This is a genomic window from Salinimonas sediminis (assembly GCF_003429285.1).
Taxonomy (GTDB): Bacteria; Pseudomonadota; Gammaproteobacteria; order Enterobacterales; family Alteromonadaceae; genus Alteromonas; species Alteromonas indica.
The window spans coordinates 2,331,141-2,348,120 of the sequence record NZ_CP031769.1 but is presented as its reverse complement, the minus strand read 5'-3'; the positions used below and the strand labels follow the sequence as shown (position 1 = coordinate 2,348,120).

Annotated in this window: 14 protein-coding genes; 9 read left to right on the top strand and 5 right to left on the bottom strand. The window is 44.3% G+C overall.

The genetic code is table 11. The features are described from left to right. Window positions 1–32: 32 nt before the first annotated feature. The 4 genes from D0Y50_RS20040 to D0Y50_RS10510 all read left to right on the top strand — a co-directional run bounded on the left by D0Y50_RS20040 (window position 33) and on the right by D0Y50_RS10510 (window position 3,952). Window positions 33–248, top strand: coding sequence for a TNT domain-containing protein (locus D0Y50_RS20040; protein ID WP_170145488.1), 216 nt, complete (start codon window positions 33–35; stop codon window positions 246–248). A gap of 2 nt (window positions 249–250) precedes the next feature. Beyond that, window positions 251–454 carry a hypothetical protein gene (locus D0Y50_RS10520; protein ID WP_117316905.1) on the top strand — a complete coding sequence of 68 codons (204 nt, stop codon included), beginning with the start codon at window positions 251–253 and terminating at the stop codon, window positions 452–454. Between the two features lie 84 nt (window positions 455–538). Continuing rightward, entirely contained in the window at window positions 539–847 is a 309-nt protein-coding gene (locus tag D0Y50_RS10515) for a hypothetical protein (protein ID WP_170145487.1), read from the top strand. 552 nt (window positions 848–1,399) lie between these two features. Further along, entirely contained in the window at window positions 1,400–3,952 is a 2,553-nt protein-coding gene (locus D0Y50_RS10510) for an acylase (RefSeq protein ID WP_117316902.1), read from the top strand. 432 nt (window positions 3,953–4,384) lie between these two features. Here D0Y50_RS10510 and D0Y50_RS10505 read toward each other — a convergent pair whose 3' ends face one another. Then, window positions 4,385–5,119: a hypothetical protein gene (locus D0Y50_RS10505; RefSeq protein ID WP_108568094.1), complete on the bottom strand. Its 735-nt coding sequence runs from the start codon at window positions 5,117–5,119 to the stop codon at window positions 4,385–4,387. A gap of 34 nt (window positions 5,120–5,153) precedes the next feature. Then, a complete protein-coding gene (locus D0Y50_RS10500; protein WP_108568093.1) occupies window positions 5,154–5,357 on the bottom strand; it encodes a hypothetical protein in 204 nt (67 codons plus the stop codon). Between the two features lie 384 nt (window positions 5,358–5,741). On the opposite strand from D0Y50_RS10500, the gene D0Y50_RS10495 reads away from it, so the two are divergent. Continuing rightward, entirely contained in the window at window positions 5,742–6,782 is a 1,041-nt protein-coding gene (locus D0Y50_RS10495; protein WP_117315792.1) for an IS481 family transposase, read from the top strand. 63 nt (window positions 6,783–6,845) lie between these two features. On the opposite strand, the gene D0Y50_RS10490 is transcribed toward D0Y50_RS10495, so the two are convergent. Next, the gene (locus D0Y50_RS10490) at window positions 6,846–7,796 is read right to left on the bottom strand and encodes a DNA-binding protein (RefSeq protein WP_018624881.1); all 951 of its coding nucleotides are present in this window, start codon (window positions 7,794–7,796) and stop codon (window positions 6,846–6,848) included. A 176-nt stretch (window positions 7,797–7,972) separates the two neighbouring features. Here D0Y50_RS10490 and D0Y50_RS10485 point away from each other — a divergent pair, with 176 nt between their 5' ends. Continuing rightward, on the top strand, window positions 7,973–8,914 hold the full coding sequence (locus tag D0Y50_RS10485) for a site-specific integrase (RefSeq protein ID WP_053909437.1): 942 nt from the start codon (window positions 7,973–7,975) through the stop codon (window positions 8,912–8,914). Window positions 8,915–9,148: 234 nt separating this feature from the next. Further along, window positions 9,149–12,124, top strand: coding sequence for a Tn3 family transposase (locus tag D0Y50_RS10480; protein WP_049586311.1), 2,976 nt, complete (start codon window positions 9,149–9,151; stop codon window positions 12,122–12,124). 127 nt (window positions 12,125–12,251) lie between these two features. Here D0Y50_RS10480 and D0Y50_RS19520 read toward each other — a convergent pair whose 3' ends face one another. Together D0Y50_RS19520 and D0Y50_RS10475 are read right to left on the bottom strand one after the other, a co-directional pair. After that, a complete protein-coding gene (locus tag D0Y50_RS19520; protein WP_170145486.1) occupies window positions 12,252–12,419 on the bottom strand; it encodes a hypothetical protein in 168 nt (55 codons plus the stop codon). A gap of 1,734 nt (window positions 12,420–14,153) precedes the next feature. Continuing rightward, the gene (locus D0Y50_RS10475) at window positions 14,154–15,215 is read right to left on the bottom strand and encodes a hypothetical protein (protein WP_117316890.1); all 1,062 of its coding nucleotides are present in this window, start codon (window positions 15,213–15,215) and stop codon (window positions 14,154–14,156) included. A gap of 203 nt (window positions 15,216–15,418) precedes the next feature. Between D0Y50_RS10475 and D0Y50_RS10470 the strand changes: the two genes are divergently transcribed. Both D0Y50_RS10470 and D0Y50_RS10465 read left to right on the top strand, forming a co-directional pair. Further along, window positions 15,419–15,655 (top strand): helix-turn-helix domain-containing protein, encoded by a 237-nt coding sequence (locus tag D0Y50_RS10470; RefSeq protein WP_117316888.1) that lies wholly within the window; start codon window positions 15,419–15,421, stop codon window positions 15,653–15,655. Then, window positions 15,655–16,968: a type II toxin-antitoxin system HipA family toxin gene (locus D0Y50_RS10465; protein WP_117316886.1), complete on the top strand. Its 1,314-nt coding sequence runs from the start codon at window positions 15,655–15,657 to the stop codon at window positions 16,966–16,968. The genes D0Y50_RS10470 and D0Y50_RS10465 overlap by 1 nt, the downstream gene beginning before the upstream one ends. Window positions 16,969–16,980 lie beyond the last annotated feature (12 nt).

Sequence of the window (16,980 nt, the reverse complement as noted above, 5' to 3'; positions counted from 1 at the left end):
AACGTATGCAGAGGTAATTCAAAGCAAAGAAAGTGACTGTCTACTTGTCCTGTGCTTTAGGTCCAGCAGAAACTGTTCGAGAGCACCATCGTTTTGAAGTATTGAAGCCACTCCCCGCAAAGGAGGGTAGGATCGCTCCAGCATTTGGTAAGGAGGGTGGTGGTACTCAAATTCTTCCTGATTTTTCTGATAGAGTAAATATTCAATGGCTAATTGACAACAAATATTTAAGGGAAGTTAAGGAGTGATTATGCGTAATTTAGAAACTATTGCTGAAGATGTGAAAAAGCTTGGAGCATTAATTGATGCACCTCCATTCTTGCTTGATGGATGGAATATGCCAAAAGAAGATGGTACGCCTTATATTGCAATTAAGGATAATTTTTATCTTTATTTATCCTCGGAAAGGGGATACCAAATTTTAAAGAAAGAAGTATCTAGTTACAATGATTAACGACAACGAAACATAGGACAGTCACTCGTTATACCTGCAATACAAATAAGTGACTGTCCTTCTTTTTGGACTGATATGAATACTATGGAAAAGCAGATAGAGATATTAAACAAGCTAGCGAATATTATGATTGAGAGTTATAATTATAAATATCACAAGTTAGTATGTAATTTTGAATTGGATTTGGAAGATGAGTCTGTAGGCCAAGAGTTCTATTCAGTATATGATGGGAGACGGAGCAACCTGTTGCTTGATGATCCCGACTGGATTGTGTCCGACTTAATATTTGACTTACAAAATGAAATGTACCTACATACCGGTGGAAGGTGGAATGCTTTTACATTAACGATTTTACAGAATGGTGAGTCATCAACTGATTTCAAATACGGTTGAATAAGAAAAGATAAGTGACTAAAAAACATAGGACAGTTACTTTTCAAATTCGTCAGAAAGTCAATGGTACAGTCATTCATTGAATCTGCAACAAGCAGCTTTGCTCCATGACAAAGTTTTCCAGTTTATTGTAGGTACTACATGGAAAAATTTACCTTTAGCGGTTTATCTGTAGCGCATTAGCAAAGAAGTGCAAATAGATAGGACAGTCACTCTTTCTTTTCTTCGCCCCTCCCAAGCTAATCGGCTTTATTTGCGCGGCTGTATCTGTCCTATTTGTTACTCTATCCTGCTAGTTCCTGCCATTATAGTAACAATGCAGCGGCACGTTACAACATACTTTTCTTGTACGCTAATTTCATACCAGTCATCAATAAATCTGCAGTCATAAATATACCTTGCAATAGCAAAGCCGGAGCAAGTCGAATTCTTTTCACGTGCTTATGTTGTTTGGGTGATTAATTTGTTAACGTAATGTAAATATTGATAGCGTGTTATAGCTATTGACGAAGCAATTAGTCGCTTTTGGATTTACTCACAAGGAAACTATCAATGAGAATCACGAAAGGTACCTATCCTACACGGACGTTACTCGCACTTTCTATTGCCGCCTGTCTAGTAGGGTGTGGTGACAATGAAAGCGACGCTTCAGATGAGCAAGGTGAAGGCACGCCGCCATCATCGCCAATAGTAACCGGACCCGTGCCGGCTTTTGATAGCGATGGTACGTTAAATGCTGATATCACATGGACCACCTACGGTGTGCCTCATGTCAAAGCCGATAATCTTGAAAGTATGGCTTATGGGGTAGGCTACGCGTTTGCCAGAGACAACATGTGTGTTCTTGCTGATCAAATTTTGAAATACAATTCTCAGCGCGCAAAGTATTTCGGACCCGACCTGCTGCCAGGCAGTGGGGACTCACAGCATCTTATTAACGACTTTGGGTTTCTCACTCTAGGTATTCGTGATTTGGCCGAAGATAATTTACCCGGCCTGTCAGATAATTCGCAAGCTATGTTTCAAGGGTACGCAGCTGGCTACAACCGGTATTTAAGTGAAACTCCAATAGAAGATCAGGATCAAAGCTGTGCAGGCCAGCCGTGGGTTCAACCTATCGATAGCGTAGATTTGCTTACCTATTCTCTAGGCGTTGCTTTGTTACCCGGCGCATCTAACTTTTTAGGGCCCATGTTTCTGGCAGCGCCTGAAGGCGAAAATTACCTACCAACCCCGGCATCGGCTGCGTCAAGACAAACTGCATCTGCGAAAAACAGGTCTAATGTACCAGGTAAAATGTTCAAAATGACGCCATCTGTGACGCTGCCAGAAAAAAATCCTCAGGAAATGGGGTCAAATGGATGGGGATTAGGGAGTGATAAAACCACTAACGGGAAGGGCATGGTGTTGGGTAATCCACACTTTCCTCATACGGGGAACTTACGTTTTTGGAACTTCCATGCACAAATTCCAGATTATCTAAACGTGACGGGTAGCTCATTGATGGGATTACCTGGCGCCGTAAATATCGGGTTCAATGAGAATGTCGCCTGGACGCACACTTTTTCAACAGCCGAACATATTGTTGTATATCAATTAACCCTGGATGAAGATGATGCATCTGGAATGAGCCACGTGGTAGACGGCAATAAAACAACAATTTATGAAAAACCATTGCAAATCGACGTTGCTGTTGGTGATGGTGAGACTATAGCGCTCAACAAAACCTCTTATTACACCAATTATGGACCAATGATAGAAATACCAGGTAATTTTGAGTGGGATAGTGAAAGTGCGTTTGCCATTAAAGATGCGAACTTACCTAATTTTGATGTGGTCGATCACTGGCTTGCTATGAACATGGCGTCGTCTATGGACGAGTTTAAGCAAGCATTTAAAGATTATGATGGCGTGATCTTTAACAATACGATGGCGGCTTCAAGCGATGGCCAGGTTTTTTATATCGACGACTCAACCGTACCAAACCTCAAAGAAGCGGCCATCAATGAATTAGCGACCAATCAGCGTCTTATTCAAACCAAAGCGGCGGCAGGCTTTACCGTGCTGCCCGGGCTTAGCTCACAATTTGATTTTGATGGGCCTGTTCCATATGAAGAAGCACCAAAATACGAGGGTACCGATTCGGTACAAAATTCAAACGATAGCTTTTGGTTAACGAACTTATCCTCTCCGATAACCGGCGTGAATCCGCTGTACGGTAATACTGAAAATCAACAATCATTACGCTCAAGAATGGGGCAAAAATTCATTGAAACTGAAGCAGGCAGCGATGGAACTTTTACTCCACAAGAGGTAGAAGGCCTATTGTTCAACAACCGCAGTTATCTTGCCGAAGACATTTTACCTACTCTTTTACAAACCTGCGCTGAGCAAGGCAACGTTCCGGTAAATGTGGATGGAGAAGATGTAGATATTTCCGATGCATGTGATGCTCTTGCCGTATGGGATAGCACCATGAACACATCAAGTGTTGGCGCACACGTGTTTAGAGAATTTGCCTTTCAATTTAACCTGGCGCCACAGTGGGAAGTGCCCTTTTCTGCTGATGCTCCAGTCACAACGCCTTCAGGTTTAGAACAAAACGAAACCACCTTGCAACAATTGGCAAAAGCAGTGCAGGTAATTGACCAAGCTGGCGTTGCTTTTGATACCACATTAGGTGAGGTTCAGTTTGTAGAGCGCAGCTTACCTGATGGCACCCCGTCGGGCGAAAAACTACCGTGGGGTGGTGCACACAACATTGAAGGTGGTTTCAATGTATTTGATAGCATCAGAGGTCGTGATGAGACGCTGCTTCCAAGACATCGCTATGAGCCAGTAAACGACAATACCATTATGAGTGCAGAGGCTAACGGCTACCACATCAATTATGGAACCAGTTGGGCAATGGTGATTAGTTTTACTGATGAAGGTCCACAAGGGCGGGGTATATTGACGTACTCACAGTCTCGACAATTTGGAAGTGAACACTTCTTAGATCAAACCAGATTGTATTCTGAGCAACCCACATTGCGAGATATTTACTTCACTGATGAAGATATTGAAGCAAATACCATTGAGAAAGTTACTTTGTCTTCACAGTAAAAGGCTCATGCCCCGTAACTGGGGCAGACGTAACTGCTGATACTGCCTAGCAAAATCTGGGAAGTCCACTCAATGTTAATGCAATATGTAGGGTAGACACTCATTCCATCAGCTGAAAATTTAACATGCGCATGAAAAGGCAGTGGGACAGATACTCGTTGAATCTGCAATGAGTTTCTGTGCTCATGACGACGTTATTGAACTTATTTGATGTACTACATTGGTATTTTACAGGAGAGCGGTTTACCTGCTGCTCATTAGCCAAAAGGTGTGTCAGATTGTGGCTTTGCGGCGAGAAAAAGCACCCTTCAGCCCCCAACGATTTCACTGATTTGATTAACTGCCCCGCAAGACACTTAGCAGGATTATGCTGAGTTTTTATTTAAGCTTTCTTGCCCTGGGCTCTTTAGCGGTTATCAATTTAGCGGTTATCTATGCTGTGCGTATACGGCGGGTCACGTATAGCATAATTGCAGCTGTGGCCGCATAAGTCATCACCACAAGGGTTAGGTGCATTGCTACAGTTACATCAGTTGCTTTACTATTATAATGCACTGCAATGTACAGGGCGGCGATATTCAATGCGCCATGGGCTGCGGCTAGCATTAAGGAATAGGCTTTCTTCTGCGCCTGCCAAAAAGCGATGAAACACCAGGTAAACAGAAAATGGTTGGCGATTCGGCAAAGCGCGATAAACCCGAGTAAGGTTAATCCCGTTGCAGAAAAGTAAGATATAGCAGGAACAGTATAAACCGATACCTGGGCTAAAGGCATAACCGCAAGATACGTTAGCGTGGTCACTATGGGTGAAAAAAACACCTTGCTGGTTTCAAGCAATGCAATAAAAAGCGTAAAGGGCCATATAGCTGTATCCCGGAAAGGGATATTGAGCAGTGCGGTATGGTGAAGATAAGTGCAGTACAACAAAAGGCAGCCAGCCTTCACACATTCTTCGTAAAACCCCATAATGAAGGCGCCCGTATAATTTACATGCTGTAACAGTTGGGCATTATTCGGTGCTAGCGCCCCGCTGAGGGTAGCGTTAGCAAGAAACAACAAAGTAGCCAGTAGTACAGCATAAGAGCGGCGACGTAGCTCCTGAATATAGGCGCTTACACATAGCCAAACGTGCACTACGTATACCGTAAATAGGGTAGTTAGCGCCATTAATGCAAACACCGGCAACCTCAAGCGAGACGATTTACAGACGGTTATAGGCCGAGCCCCGAAACTTACCATAACCGGCATTAAAATCGGCACCGATTGTTATTTCAAACCCATCCCAGCTAAGTGTCATAATGCTGATATCTACAGAGCAACAACGTAGTGTCAGGGTACCCGCGCCGACAGCTGCGCATTGGGTTACATTTAGCTCTTCAAGTGAAATCGAGGTATAGTTGGACATTCTTTATTCCTTTATATAGCCCCTTACAGATAGGTTGAAGGGGTAATGACAGGAGGTGGCGTTAAACCACAATAAAAAGTATAAAGAAGGGAACCAGAACCGCTATAGCTCTGAAGATCAGTTTTTAAGAGGCATGTTTTGTAATGTGGAACATTCCCTTGCTACCGCTGGTGGGCCCCTCCCAGCAAAAAAAATTGAAATGGGGTAAAGTGATTTAGCTTAAACGAAGATTTTCGGTGCCAGGAAGGTCAATACGATAAGCCGTTTCTGATAGTATAGGTGAATTAGTCTCGACTTAATCTGACACTTCTTCTTGAAAAGATGAGAGTTACCCGTTTTGATAAAGGTGTCGAATCTTTAATCAAAACAAAATAGGTAACTCTCATGTTGCATACTAGCAATCCAATCATCAAACACAAAGCAGGACTGTTAAATCTGGCTGAAGAGCTGGGCAATGTATCGAAGGCCTGCAAAGTGATGGGCGTGTCTCGTGACACGTTTTATCGGTATCAGGAGTTGGTTGAAGAAGGCGGTGTTGATTCGCTGATTAACCGTTCAAGACGCACACCTAATCTCAAGAACAGGGTCGATGAGCAGACCGAACAAGCTGTCATAGCTCACGCCATTGAGTTTCCCGCTCACGGTCAAGCCAGAACAAGTAATGAGCTGCGTAAAGCAGGCGTGTTCGTTTCAGGCAGCGGTGTTCGCTCGATATGGCTCAGACATAATCTGGAAAACTTCAAAAAGCGACTTGCCGCACTGGAAGCCAAAGTTGAAAGCGAAGGCATCATTTTGACCGATGAGCAGGTTGCCGCGCTTGAGAAGAAAAAGCAGGATGATGAGGCCTGCGGTGAGATTGAAACACACCATCCCGGCTATCTAGGCTCGCAAGATACCTTCTACGTCGGCAACCTCAAAGGTGTCGGCCGCATTTACCAGCAAACCTTCGTTGATACCTACAGTAAAATTGCGTTCGCCAAGCTCTACACGACCAAAACGCCAATCACCTCGGCCGACATCCTCAACGACAGAGTGTTGCCGTTCTTTGAGGCTCAGGAGCTGCCCATGCTGCGGATTCTGACAGACAGGGGCACAGAATATTGTGGCAAAGTGGAACAGCATGATTATCAGCTCTACTTAGCCATCAACGATATCGACCACACAAAAACCAAGGCGCGACATCCGCAAACCAATGGGATCTGTGAGCGATTCCACAAAACCATCCTGAATGAATTCTATCAGGTCACCTTCCGCAAAAAGCTCTATGACTCGCTGGAAGCATTACAGAAAGATCTGGACGAGTGGCTGGAATACTACAACAATGGAAGGACTCATCAGGGCAAAATGTGCTGCGGCAGAACGCCAATGGAAACATTAACCGATGGGAAGCAGATTTGGGCTGAGAAGAACTTAGCTCAAAGCTAATCTGACACTGGCACCGTGAAACGGGTAACTGTCAGATCAGGTCTGAGCTAGTACACTTAAAGGCTAGCTTTTAGACTTGGCTACTTCCTGTTTTTTTGCGAGTTTCTCGGGCGATTTCAATTCCTCAACCTCATGCTCTAGCTGAACAACGGAAGTGTTTAGCTCATTGTTTTCTTTGGTTATAGCATCAAGTTGCGCTAGTAGCTCCTCTCTGTCAGTACTGGCTGACTGCACCTGTTCAGTTAACGCTTTTAATGAGTTTTGAAGTTCGCGCTGTGACTTGGCCAACAACCGCTTTTCGGTGATTAGCTCAGCGTTCTGACGGTTCAACTGCGTGAGTTCTGACTGTTGAGAGGCAATGGTTTGCCCCAGCTTTCGCTGCTCTGCTCGCAATCCCGACACTTCTTCAGCGTGCTTGCGCTCTTGTTGATCACGCTGTTCTTTAGCGGATTCGCGGAAGTGGCTCAAGTTGTCATAACTGTGTTGCAGACTCTTCTCCAGATCGATAATTCGTTCATCTTTTTGTCCACAAACAGCTGTAAGTTCTTTCAAGTCACTTTGAATACCTTGCAACTCAGTGTTCAGTTGCTCACTCTCACGGCTGGCAGTATTGAGCTTCGCCTGTAGTGAGTGAATGTTATCACTTAGAGCTTTATTTTGCTCTGTGGCTTGGCTTAACGACTCCTCAAGTCCTGACTTTTCTTGATTCCAAGACTTACGCTCTTTATCAAAGGCTTGCTCCATGTCTTCAATGGTTTTATTCGCTTCAGCGTTGAGCCTGGCAGCAAGCTGGCTTACCAGGTGCCCAATGGCGTCGGAGACTTTGACCTCGGTGAGTGTACCGTTAGTACGGGTCTTTTTAATGTCTTTGAGGTATTTTGAGATGGTGGTTTTGGAGCCAGTGTTACCCAGCTCAGCTCGTATTGCATCAATTGATGGGTTATTTACACCCTGTGAAGTCAATGATTTATATGCTTTTTCAACGTCAAATTGAGAGATGCCTGTGCGCGCCATTTTTTAAGTCTCTGATTATTTTGTAATGTAATACATAATATGTATATACATATTATTACTGTGTCATCTACGTGTCTATAGCTTTCGAAAATTCATTTTAGATAATAGTAGATTATCTATTGTGATAGACATTTTTGGACGATATGATGAGATAAAGTCGTACATAACACGCATATATGCCCGATTCTAAAAATATTGATTTAGTGAGTTTTTACGTCAACGCAGCCACTCGCGAAAATACGGTACGCAGTTACCGTACCGCCATTGAACACTATGAGCGTCACTGGGGGGGACTCTTACCTGCCACTCCAACTGCGATTGCACAGTATCTCAGTCACTACGCTGATAAGCTGACTTCAAGCACCTTAGCACACCGGTTGGCCGTACTTGCAAAATGGCATCATGAATACGGTTTTCCAGATCCTACGAAAGCACCATTAGTAAAAAAAGTAATGAAAGGTATCCGAGCAACGCATGCATACCAAACCAAGCAGGCTCGGCCTCTCCAATTAGAAGAATTGAAAATCATTATTCAGTGGCTTGAGGAGTCGATAAAGGAGTCAAAGGATTATAGGAAAGGCTTGAGACTCATTCGAAATAAAGCCATTCTGCTACTCGGGTTCTGGCGTGCTTTTCGAGCAGATGAGCTCACTAATATCCATGTTGAGTACGTGACCATGATCCCCAACAAGGGAATGTCACTGTATTTTCCTACTACGAAAGGCGATAGGGATAATAAAGGGGTGACCTATAAAGTTCCAGCTTTGCAAAAACTCTGCCCTGTCACTGCTTATCAGGACTGGGTTACGGCCGCTGAATTAAGCAAAGGACCGCTATTTGTAGGGATCGACCGCTGGGGACATTTTAATCATAAGAGCATGACATCCAATACAATCATTAATATTGTTCGAGAGTGTGCAAGTGGTGCTGGACTATTACACCCTGATGCCTTTAGTAGTCATTCGTTACGACGGGGGTTCGCATCCTGGGCCGACAGTAATGGCTGGAGCCTTAAAGAGCTTATGGAATATGTAGGTTGGAAAGATCCAAAAACGGCGCTTCGTTACATTGGTTCATCGCATAAGATTCAGCAACACTTTATTGAACAGCTAAAATAATGCAGTACAGTGACTGGGCCACTTCATCATGAGTTTTAAGCATGAATTCAGTATAGATTGAACTTGGACACTAAACGTCTTGCGCAAGTTTAATAAACTTCTCAGCACTAAAATTACTTTAGATAAACTGCAAGGTGATTGTGGCTGAGCTAAACAGTCGAACATTTTGTAATGTAACCAAATAATCAGACCTCCTAGCTGGCCTCGAGATCCGTCGCTGGTATTTATATCTCTATGACAACAATCAATGAAACCGCTTACCCGCGCATTAAACCTAACATGAGTCAGTCTGAATTACAGTCTGTATATACACCCACCCCCGAGGATATTGCCTATGTTCGCCAGCAGCGCCGGCGCAAATTGGATCAGCTTGCCCTGTTAGTCCATATTAAATTAACTCAGCGTTTGGGGTATTTTCTCAAGTCTCCTGACATCCCTAACAAGATTATTAGTCATATTTCTGAGCAGATGAAAATGAGGAGCGCTCCGAGAAAGTACTTATCACGGTTCGATAGAGGTGGAAGTCGAACCCGGTTAAAGGCTTTAGTGAGAAGGTATCTAGACATTAAGCTAATTGAAAGCAATGATAAAACAACATTATTGCTTCATAAGCTGTCATCCGAAGCATCTGAGAAAAAGCATGAAATCGCTGATATTATCAATATAGTCATTGAAGGGTTGGTTAAACAGCGCTATGAATTACCCGGCTTCTCAACTCTGGTAAAATACGCTAAATCAGCTAAAAAGCAAGTCAACGATGCCTATTTCAAGCAAACGCATAGAAAGCTGAATCATGAGCTGACAGCTGAGTTGGATAGAATGCTTAATAGCTCTGGAAGTAAAACACGCTGGGACTCGATTAAACGAGAAGTTAAAAAACCCACGAATAAAGAAGTCAAAAGCTACCTTCAACATTTACAATGGTTACAAGGCCTAGTCGAACGCTTACCAAATATGGAGTTCCTACCGTTAACGAAGAAACATCATTTCACTTTAGAGGCTCGTTCATTGGATGCTTTTCACTTAAAAGAAATGAAGCAGGCCAAACGTTACACACTGATGGTGTTGATGATCCAATCAAAATTAAGTCAATCCTTAGACGACGTGGCGGGTATCTTTAAACGAAAATTGAATAAGTTGCACCAATCTGCGGAGACCCGACTGATGGAATACCATCAGGAGCATACACAGCGAACGGAAAAACTTATCAGCCAGTTTCGTAATGTCTTAAAAACTTATGGTGATAATGAAGCTGGCGTACCGCCATCACTGTCGGATATTCGAAACGCCATGAGCGAAGAGCCAGCGATACTATTAGCTGAGTGTGAAGAGCACTTAGCCTATGCTGGAAATAATTATTATCCCTTTATGCTTAAATTGTATAAACCGCAACGTGCCCAGCTTCTGAACTGTTTGGAGCTTTTAGAGTTAGGGTCATCATCTGAAGATAGCTCGATTCTACTGGCGCTAGAAACCATTCTGGAGTATCGAAATACCCACAAGCAGGAACTGGGTCACTATGAGGAGTTTGTCGCGCAGCCCTGGGTGAACGATAAATGGAAGAAGCTGATATTCAACGCAGACACGAAAACGGTCAACCGTAAATACTTTGAGTTGTGTGTTCTGTCTCGGATCAAGAATGAACTCAGCTCAGGTGATTTATTCATTCGTTACAGCCTGGAACATTCAGATTATCGCAAAGAACTAATCAGTTGGGATGAATACGAGCAAGGTTTATCTGAATATACTGACATGCTAGGTTTTTCAAAGGATAGCAAAACCTTTGCAACTGAATTAAAGAAAACTCTCAGCGAATTATCAACTCAGGTGGACGAGCAATTTCAATCCAATGAGTTTCTTGATTTCAATAATGATCAGCTTGTGATTAGAAGACATCAGAATATCCCTGAGCCCCAACAACTCAAGAAGCTTGATGAAGCCTTACGGGACTCTCTTGAGGAAAAGAGCATTGTCGATATTCTGGTAGAATCCGAGCAATGGCTGGACGCCCACAAATTGTTTAAGCCTGTATCTGGATTTGAAAGCAAACTTGATAATCCTCGTAAACGCTTTATATCGACCCTTTTTTGTTATGGCTGCAATCTTGGGCCAACTCAAACAGCTCGCTCAATCAAGACCTTAAGCCGTAAGCAAGTTGCTTGGCTGAATTTAAAGTATGTCACTGAAGAGAAACTTGAAAAAGCTATTGTAAAAACCGTGAATGCTTATAACAAGTTTGAGCTGCCATCCTTCTGGGGATCAGGTAAATCAGCATCAGCTGATGGTACCAAGTGGAACGTGTACGAACAGAACCTATTATCAGAGTATCATATCCGTTATGGGGGGTATGGCGGTATAGGTTATTATCACGTCTCGGACACTTACATAGCTTTATTCAGCCACTTCATTCCGTGTGGCGTTTATGAAGCTATCTACATCCTTGATGGCCTCATTAAGAATGAATCGGACATACAGCCGGATGTGATCCATGGAGACACTCAAGCTCAAAGCACAACCGTTTTTGGCCTGGCTCATTTGCTAGGTATTGACTTGATGCCCCGAATACGAAACATCAAGAAGCTGGTATTTTACAAAGCTGACGGTCGAACCAAGTACAAGCATATAAACCGTTTGTTCCGAGGTAATATCAATTGGTCATTGATTGAACGACACCTGCCCGATATGTTACGTGTGGCACTGTCTATTCAGGCAGGAAAAATATCACCGTCTACAATTTTAAAACGTTTGGGAACTTACAGCCGTAAAAACCGACTGTATTTTGCCTTTCGTGAGTTGGGTAGAGCGATACGAACTATATTCTTACTGAAGTACATTAGCGATGTGGAGCTCAGGCGCACCATTCATTCTGCTACCAATAAAAGTGAAGAGTTCAATAACTTCACCAAGTGGTTGTTCTTTGGGGGTGACGGTATTATTGCGGAAAATGTGCGACATGAACAGCGGAAGGTCATTAAGTATAATCAGCTTGTGGCTAATCTGGTTATTTTGCATAACGTTCAATCCATGACAGAAGTTCTGTCGCAATTGAAACAACGTCAAATGCCAATTTCAGAAGAGGTGTTGAAGTTTCTTTCGCCATATCGAACTGAGCATATTAATCGCTTCGGCGATTACCATCTCGATTTAAGTAAAAAGCGAAAGCCCCTAAACTACAAACTTGACATCATAAAAAGCCAAAGCCCGCAGTAATACGGTTGGACGAGATTTTACATTTTGTTGTATACAGCGTCGGTAAATATATTAAATGGAAAACTTCAAATAGACTTATCTGATAACTTCGCAAAGCAAAATCAACAGTTTGACTTGAATTTTTCTTTTAATTCAAGTGGTTAATTATTTTATTGGTCGATTTGTTACGAATCGTGGCCGTACCTCTTATTGTTTGGGCAAGTTTTAAATGCGCTTCTCCCCGAGCCTGCATTGCCAGATGCCCCTGCTCTTGGTTCTCAGTTTTGTTTGCTTTGATGGATAGCATAACGTTCATTACAGCTCCTATTTAGTTTCATATGAACGTTTACACTGTATGGGATGTTATAAATCTGGCAAATCTGAAGGAAGCGGGATTTCATGCGGGGTAAGTTGCATGAAACAAGGTAAGCATCCGCTCTAACCACAATACCAAATAGCAAACTAGAAATGGGGCAGGCCCACACCAATCGGCAAAACAATGAAACGAAAAATGCCAGGCAGAAGAACTGACCGGCATTACCTCAAATATAAAGCGAATTTGCGCTTAGCAATGATTCGCGAATTGCGATCAATACCTCACGGCTTACTGTGGCCTGGGCTCACTTTCACCAACGTTTGGGTATCTTCCAAGCCTTGTACCCATAATCATGAGCATCCATAACCTCCTCGCTGTTTGGTTTACGTCTGTACCTGCGATATATAAATCCTGAAGTACTCATATATCCCCCTCAAATGACAGGTCCGGAAACCGGCAGTGGGTAGGAGTAGCGCCTTGAGCATTGCACAGTTCGCACTTATTCGAGTTGAAGATATGATTTATACTACATTTTGGAACCATAATAGGTCTCCGTTATATTAAATGATTATAACGGCCCAAAATAGAGTGATAGCAGGCGCTTAGACAAAATTTATGTACTTAAAGGTGACAATTCCGATATAAAAAGTTGAAAAAAATTGCTTCAACTTATATTTTATCACCTCAAGACATTTTGGTTGAACCCCATTGCTCTTGTCTTCACATCTCCACTATCGTTTTGGACCTCGGTGTGAACACTCGCGAATTTTGCAAAAGAGCCTGGTTGCCGCCGGGCTTTTTTGCTGTTCGCAATTCGTTCTACAGGGACAAGATAATAAGGTTCCCGGAGTAAAGCAACCCAATATAGCGGCCGAATTTGCCCACTAGGATTGTCAAGTCTTTGTTGTTAGTAGCGACTAACCTAAAACAGATTCCTAATGGCTATATATCCAGAATGCAAGCCTTTTTAGACTAAGATAAAATTTAAATATTTTTAGATGATGAAAAAGCTGATAATCGCAATTTGTCGATATGTAGTGCCCAAAAATCGAAGTGTCACTATATGTAGTGTTCCAGCCATTCAAATGCTCCCCGTGTCCTGGTATTTCCTGGGTTAACTTTTTAGAAGTAATCCTTTTCAAGAAACCCCTTTGGCTATTCAAGAGCATTAGTCGGCATAAACGACCCGTCAGCTAATAACCGCTAAGTGCGCATCTACCTGCAAGGCGGCCCCGCGGTGAACAACAGAAAGCACGGTTAAAAGCTCGAGGTTGATGATAGTGCTTCAGAAGCATCAATAAAGTCCTTTTGTGACCGAATATCCAGCTGCGTAATTGACGGTACTCGGCTTCTATACATGCTATTTTTGAATCCCCCGGAGGTGAGGTAACACGAAAGATTACGGCACCATTCCCTATACCCCTCTTGCCAAACCATTCCGGCAGCAAAGCTGCCGGTCGCGCGCGCTTTGCGCTGGTCGGGCAGGGCGAACGTGCGCTCCCCTGGAGAAGAGCACGTGGTATCGCGAGGGTGAGTCTCAAAGGTTGGGTATGGTGTAAAGGGCGCCGGGTAGGGAGGGCGAAAAAGTGGTTTCATTATATTGTGTAGGTGGGTCGGATGATGTGGTGTTTTTTAGAAGGGGTCACGGGATTTTGGACAGGTCGCGTGGGGGTGGTAAGAGGGTTGGTTTAGAAGGGTTGGTACGTATGGTGCCGTAAAGATTTCGCAGGGTGGTTACTTTATCCAATGTCTTAATGCGGCATCCAGCTGGTGGACAGTGTAACCGGTAATACGCTCTACCTCTTGTTGAGTCAGGGTCTCACACCCGTTTTCGGCTTCAGCCAATAACAGGCGAGTCAGTGTCGTGCGCTCTGTGAAATATAAATAGCTTACCAGGGCATTGGCCGTCAGATAATGCACAGAAGTACGTGTTGTCCAATCTCCCGGTGTCGCGTTTAGTAACCGGTGTAGCGGTAACAGCGACTCACCTTTAAATTGGGACCGGTTACGCCGGTGGCCGGCCTGAATGTTTTCCGCCAGTTCGGCCACGCCTTCATTGAGCCACTTAGCCATTTGTCCTATCCAATGCCGGTTTATGCCGTGCATGGCTTCGTGCACCGCGGTTTTTTCGCCTTGAACATCACTTTGTACCCATACCACTGACTCATTGGTGCCTGAGCGGTAAAAGCCCTGGGTGTTTTTCAGTTGACTTGATGCCTGGTCCCGGTACCGGGCATAACCGGATTGACTAGTGAACAGCCTTAAGTTCACGGTAATAGGTTTTATCAGGGATGCCGGTACCACCTGCCCATACAGCTTCCTGCTCGCCTTAACCTGATTAATTATGCTTTGTTTCAATGCATAGCTTCCCTGCAGCCCCAAAAAATTAACCGATATGGCCTCGGGCGGGAGCTCTGTGACCAGTTCGACCGGCGTACCATCATCGATACGGCGTGGCTTATCAGAAATATGCTGAATGCCTTGGCTATCCTTCCACGTATAAATGCGTTTTGTTGGTGTCGCCATACGCTTATCCAGGCAGGCTGGGTGAAGTACAGTGAGCTCTTCCACTGCCGGCAGTGCCTCGATATTTTCGGGTGGCGGGAGTGGGCGGTCTCCTGTACTTACCCGGGCACTGATTTCATCAATGCCCTGTGACAATTTCTGTTGCGCCTCCAACATAAACCTATCCAGCCAGGCGGGGAGCGGGAACTGCCCCTGCGCATAGTGACTCACCAGATATGTATTAGCTGCAATGAGCACCACGACCACACCAGCCTTTGTTTTTATACCCATCGCCACACATCCTTTCGTTACGATAGCGTTGTTTTGGGACAAGTGTATGTTAATGCCCGGGCAGAAGGCCAATAGAAACCCGTTCTAAACGCTTTTATACCCAATTTTGTATAAACTTAACTTATACCCGAATCTGTATATTTTGATTTTATACACCTTTGTGTATATATTATATTATACACACCGTCTTATATGAGCACGTCATGAAGATAAACACCCCAAAAGACCTGGGCGCACTATTAAAAGACGCCCGTAAGGCCAAAAAGATGAATCAGGCCGAGCTGGCCAGGCAAATCGGCGTGTATCAGCGTGTGATTTCCAACTGCGAAACCCGGCCTGAGAAAATATCCCTCGATATGTTACTTAAACTGAGTGCGGCGCTAGACCTGGATATAAAAGTCGAGCGGCCTCAAAGCAACAAGACGTCGTTGCCTTTCTGATGGGCAGGAAATCACACACACAAACCCTCTACTGCTCCATGAACGGATATGTCGTCGGGAAGCTATACCTTAAAAATGGGCGAATGAGCTTTAAGTATACTCCTGAGTGGATGAACATGGACGGAAGCAGAGCCATATCGCTGAGTTTGCCCATGCAGATGTCCGAGATAAAAACCGATGCGGTTCACGCCTATTTTGATAACCTCTTACCCGATGCCGATGCCATTCGCCAGCATATGGTTGACCGGCTCGGCGCCAACAGTAATAAGCCTTTTGATTTGCTTGCTGAAGTAGGAAAGGATTGTGTGGGGGCATTAACGTTTACCAGTCACCCCCCGAAAGAGGGGATGCCGCCGTTGGCACTCACGCCACTTTCACAAGCCCAGGTGGCAGAAACAATCCGGGCAGCGCGGCTTGAAAAAATGCTGGGGATGAATTCAGATGAAGATTTTCGTATCTCCCTGGCCGGGGCACAGGAAAAAACAGCGCTGACGTGGTGGAATGACACATGGTGCCGGCCGCATCATTCAACACCGACCACCCATATCTTCAAGCCCCCCATACGACACCACGAAAACCTACGTATTGACTTGTCATCAAGCGTAGACAATGAATGGTTTTGCCTGACCTTTATGCGCCATCTGGGTATGGAGGTCGCACAGGCTGAAATTGAACAGTTTGAAGAGCAGAAGGTCCTGGTCGTTGAACGCTTTGATAGACGATTACAGCCGGACAATATCATTCGGTTACCGCAGGAAGACCTGTGTCAGGCTTTAGGTATGGCTAGTGGCTCTAAATATGAGGAAAAGGGCGGCCCCGGGGCCGCAGCAATCATGGAGCTACTTAGCCATTCATCCAATGCTTTTAAGGACAGGCTCGCTTTTTTCCAGTCTCAGATTGTTTTCTGGTTGCTTGCGGCTATTGATGGCCACGCGAAAAATTTCAGTATTGCACTTAATGCCAACGGGTACCGGCTCACGCCGTTCTACGACGTAATCAGTGCTTATCCCTATTTTGGCCAGGGCAACATTCAGCGACAGAAGATAAAGATGGCGATGAAGGTGCATAGTAAGAACAAGCATTACCGTTGGCATGATATAACCGCGCGACACTGGCTAGCTCATGGCTCTTACTTAGGCATCAGTAAGGACGACATTCTCAGCATTTTGTCGACTTTATCAGCCAATGTTGAACCGGCACTCTCACAAACGTTCGAAGAAGCAAATACGCATTTTGATGTGTCGGTGGGCGAATCAATATCAGCGGGTACGTTGAAGTGTAGAGACAACATTAATGCGCTTTTGGATAACTAATGGTTAACCGCA

Coding starts and splice junctions, on each gene's coding strand:
- D0Y50_RS10520 (WP_117316905.1), top strand. CDS start 251: ATGCGTAATTTAGAAACTATTGCTGAAGATGTGAAAAAGCTTGGAGCA.
- D0Y50_RS10485 (WP_053909437.1), top strand. CDS start 7,973: ATGCCCGATTCTAAAAATATTGATTTAGTGAGTTTTTACGTCAACGCA.
- D0Y50_RS10475 (WP_117316890.1), bottom strand. CDS start 15,215: ATGGGTATAAAAACAAAGGCTGGTGTGGTCGTGGTGCTCATTGCAGCT.
- D0Y50_RS10500 (WP_108568093.1), bottom strand. CDS start 5,357: ATGTCCAACTATACCTCGATTTCACTTGAAGAGCTAAATGTAACCCAA.
- D0Y50_RS10470 (WP_117316888.1), top strand. CDS start 15,419: ATGAAGATAAACACCCCAAAAGACCTGGGCGCACTATTAAAAGACGCC.
- D0Y50_RS19520 (WP_170145486.1), bottom strand. CDS start 12,419: ATGAACGTTATGCTATCCATCAAAGCAAACAAAACTGAGAACCAAGAG.
- D0Y50_RS10480 (WP_049586311.1), top strand. CDS start 9,149: ATGACAACAATCAATGAAACCGCTTACCCGCGCATTAAACCTAACATG.
- D0Y50_RS10505 (WP_108568094.1), bottom strand. CDS start 5,119: ATGGCGCTAACTACCCTATTTACGGTATACGTAGTGCACGTTTGGCTA.
- D0Y50_RS10465 (WP_117316886.1), top strand. CDS start 15,655: ATGGGCAGGAAATCACACACACAAACCCTCTACTGCTCCATGAACGGA.
- D0Y50_RS10510 (WP_117316902.1), top strand. CDS start 1,400: ATGAGAATCACGAAAGGTACCTATCCTACACGGACGTTACTCGCACTT.
- D0Y50_RS10515 (WP_170145487.1), top strand. CDS start 539: ATGGAAAAGCAGATAGAGATATTAAACAAGCTAGCGAATATTATGATT.
- D0Y50_RS10490 (WP_018624881.1), bottom strand. CDS start 7,796: ATGGCGCGCACAGGCATCTCTCAATTTGACGTTGAAAAAGCATATAAA.
- D0Y50_RS10495 (WP_117315792.1), top strand. CDS start 5,742: ATGTTGCATACTAGCAATCCAATCATCAAACACAAAGCAGGACTGTTA.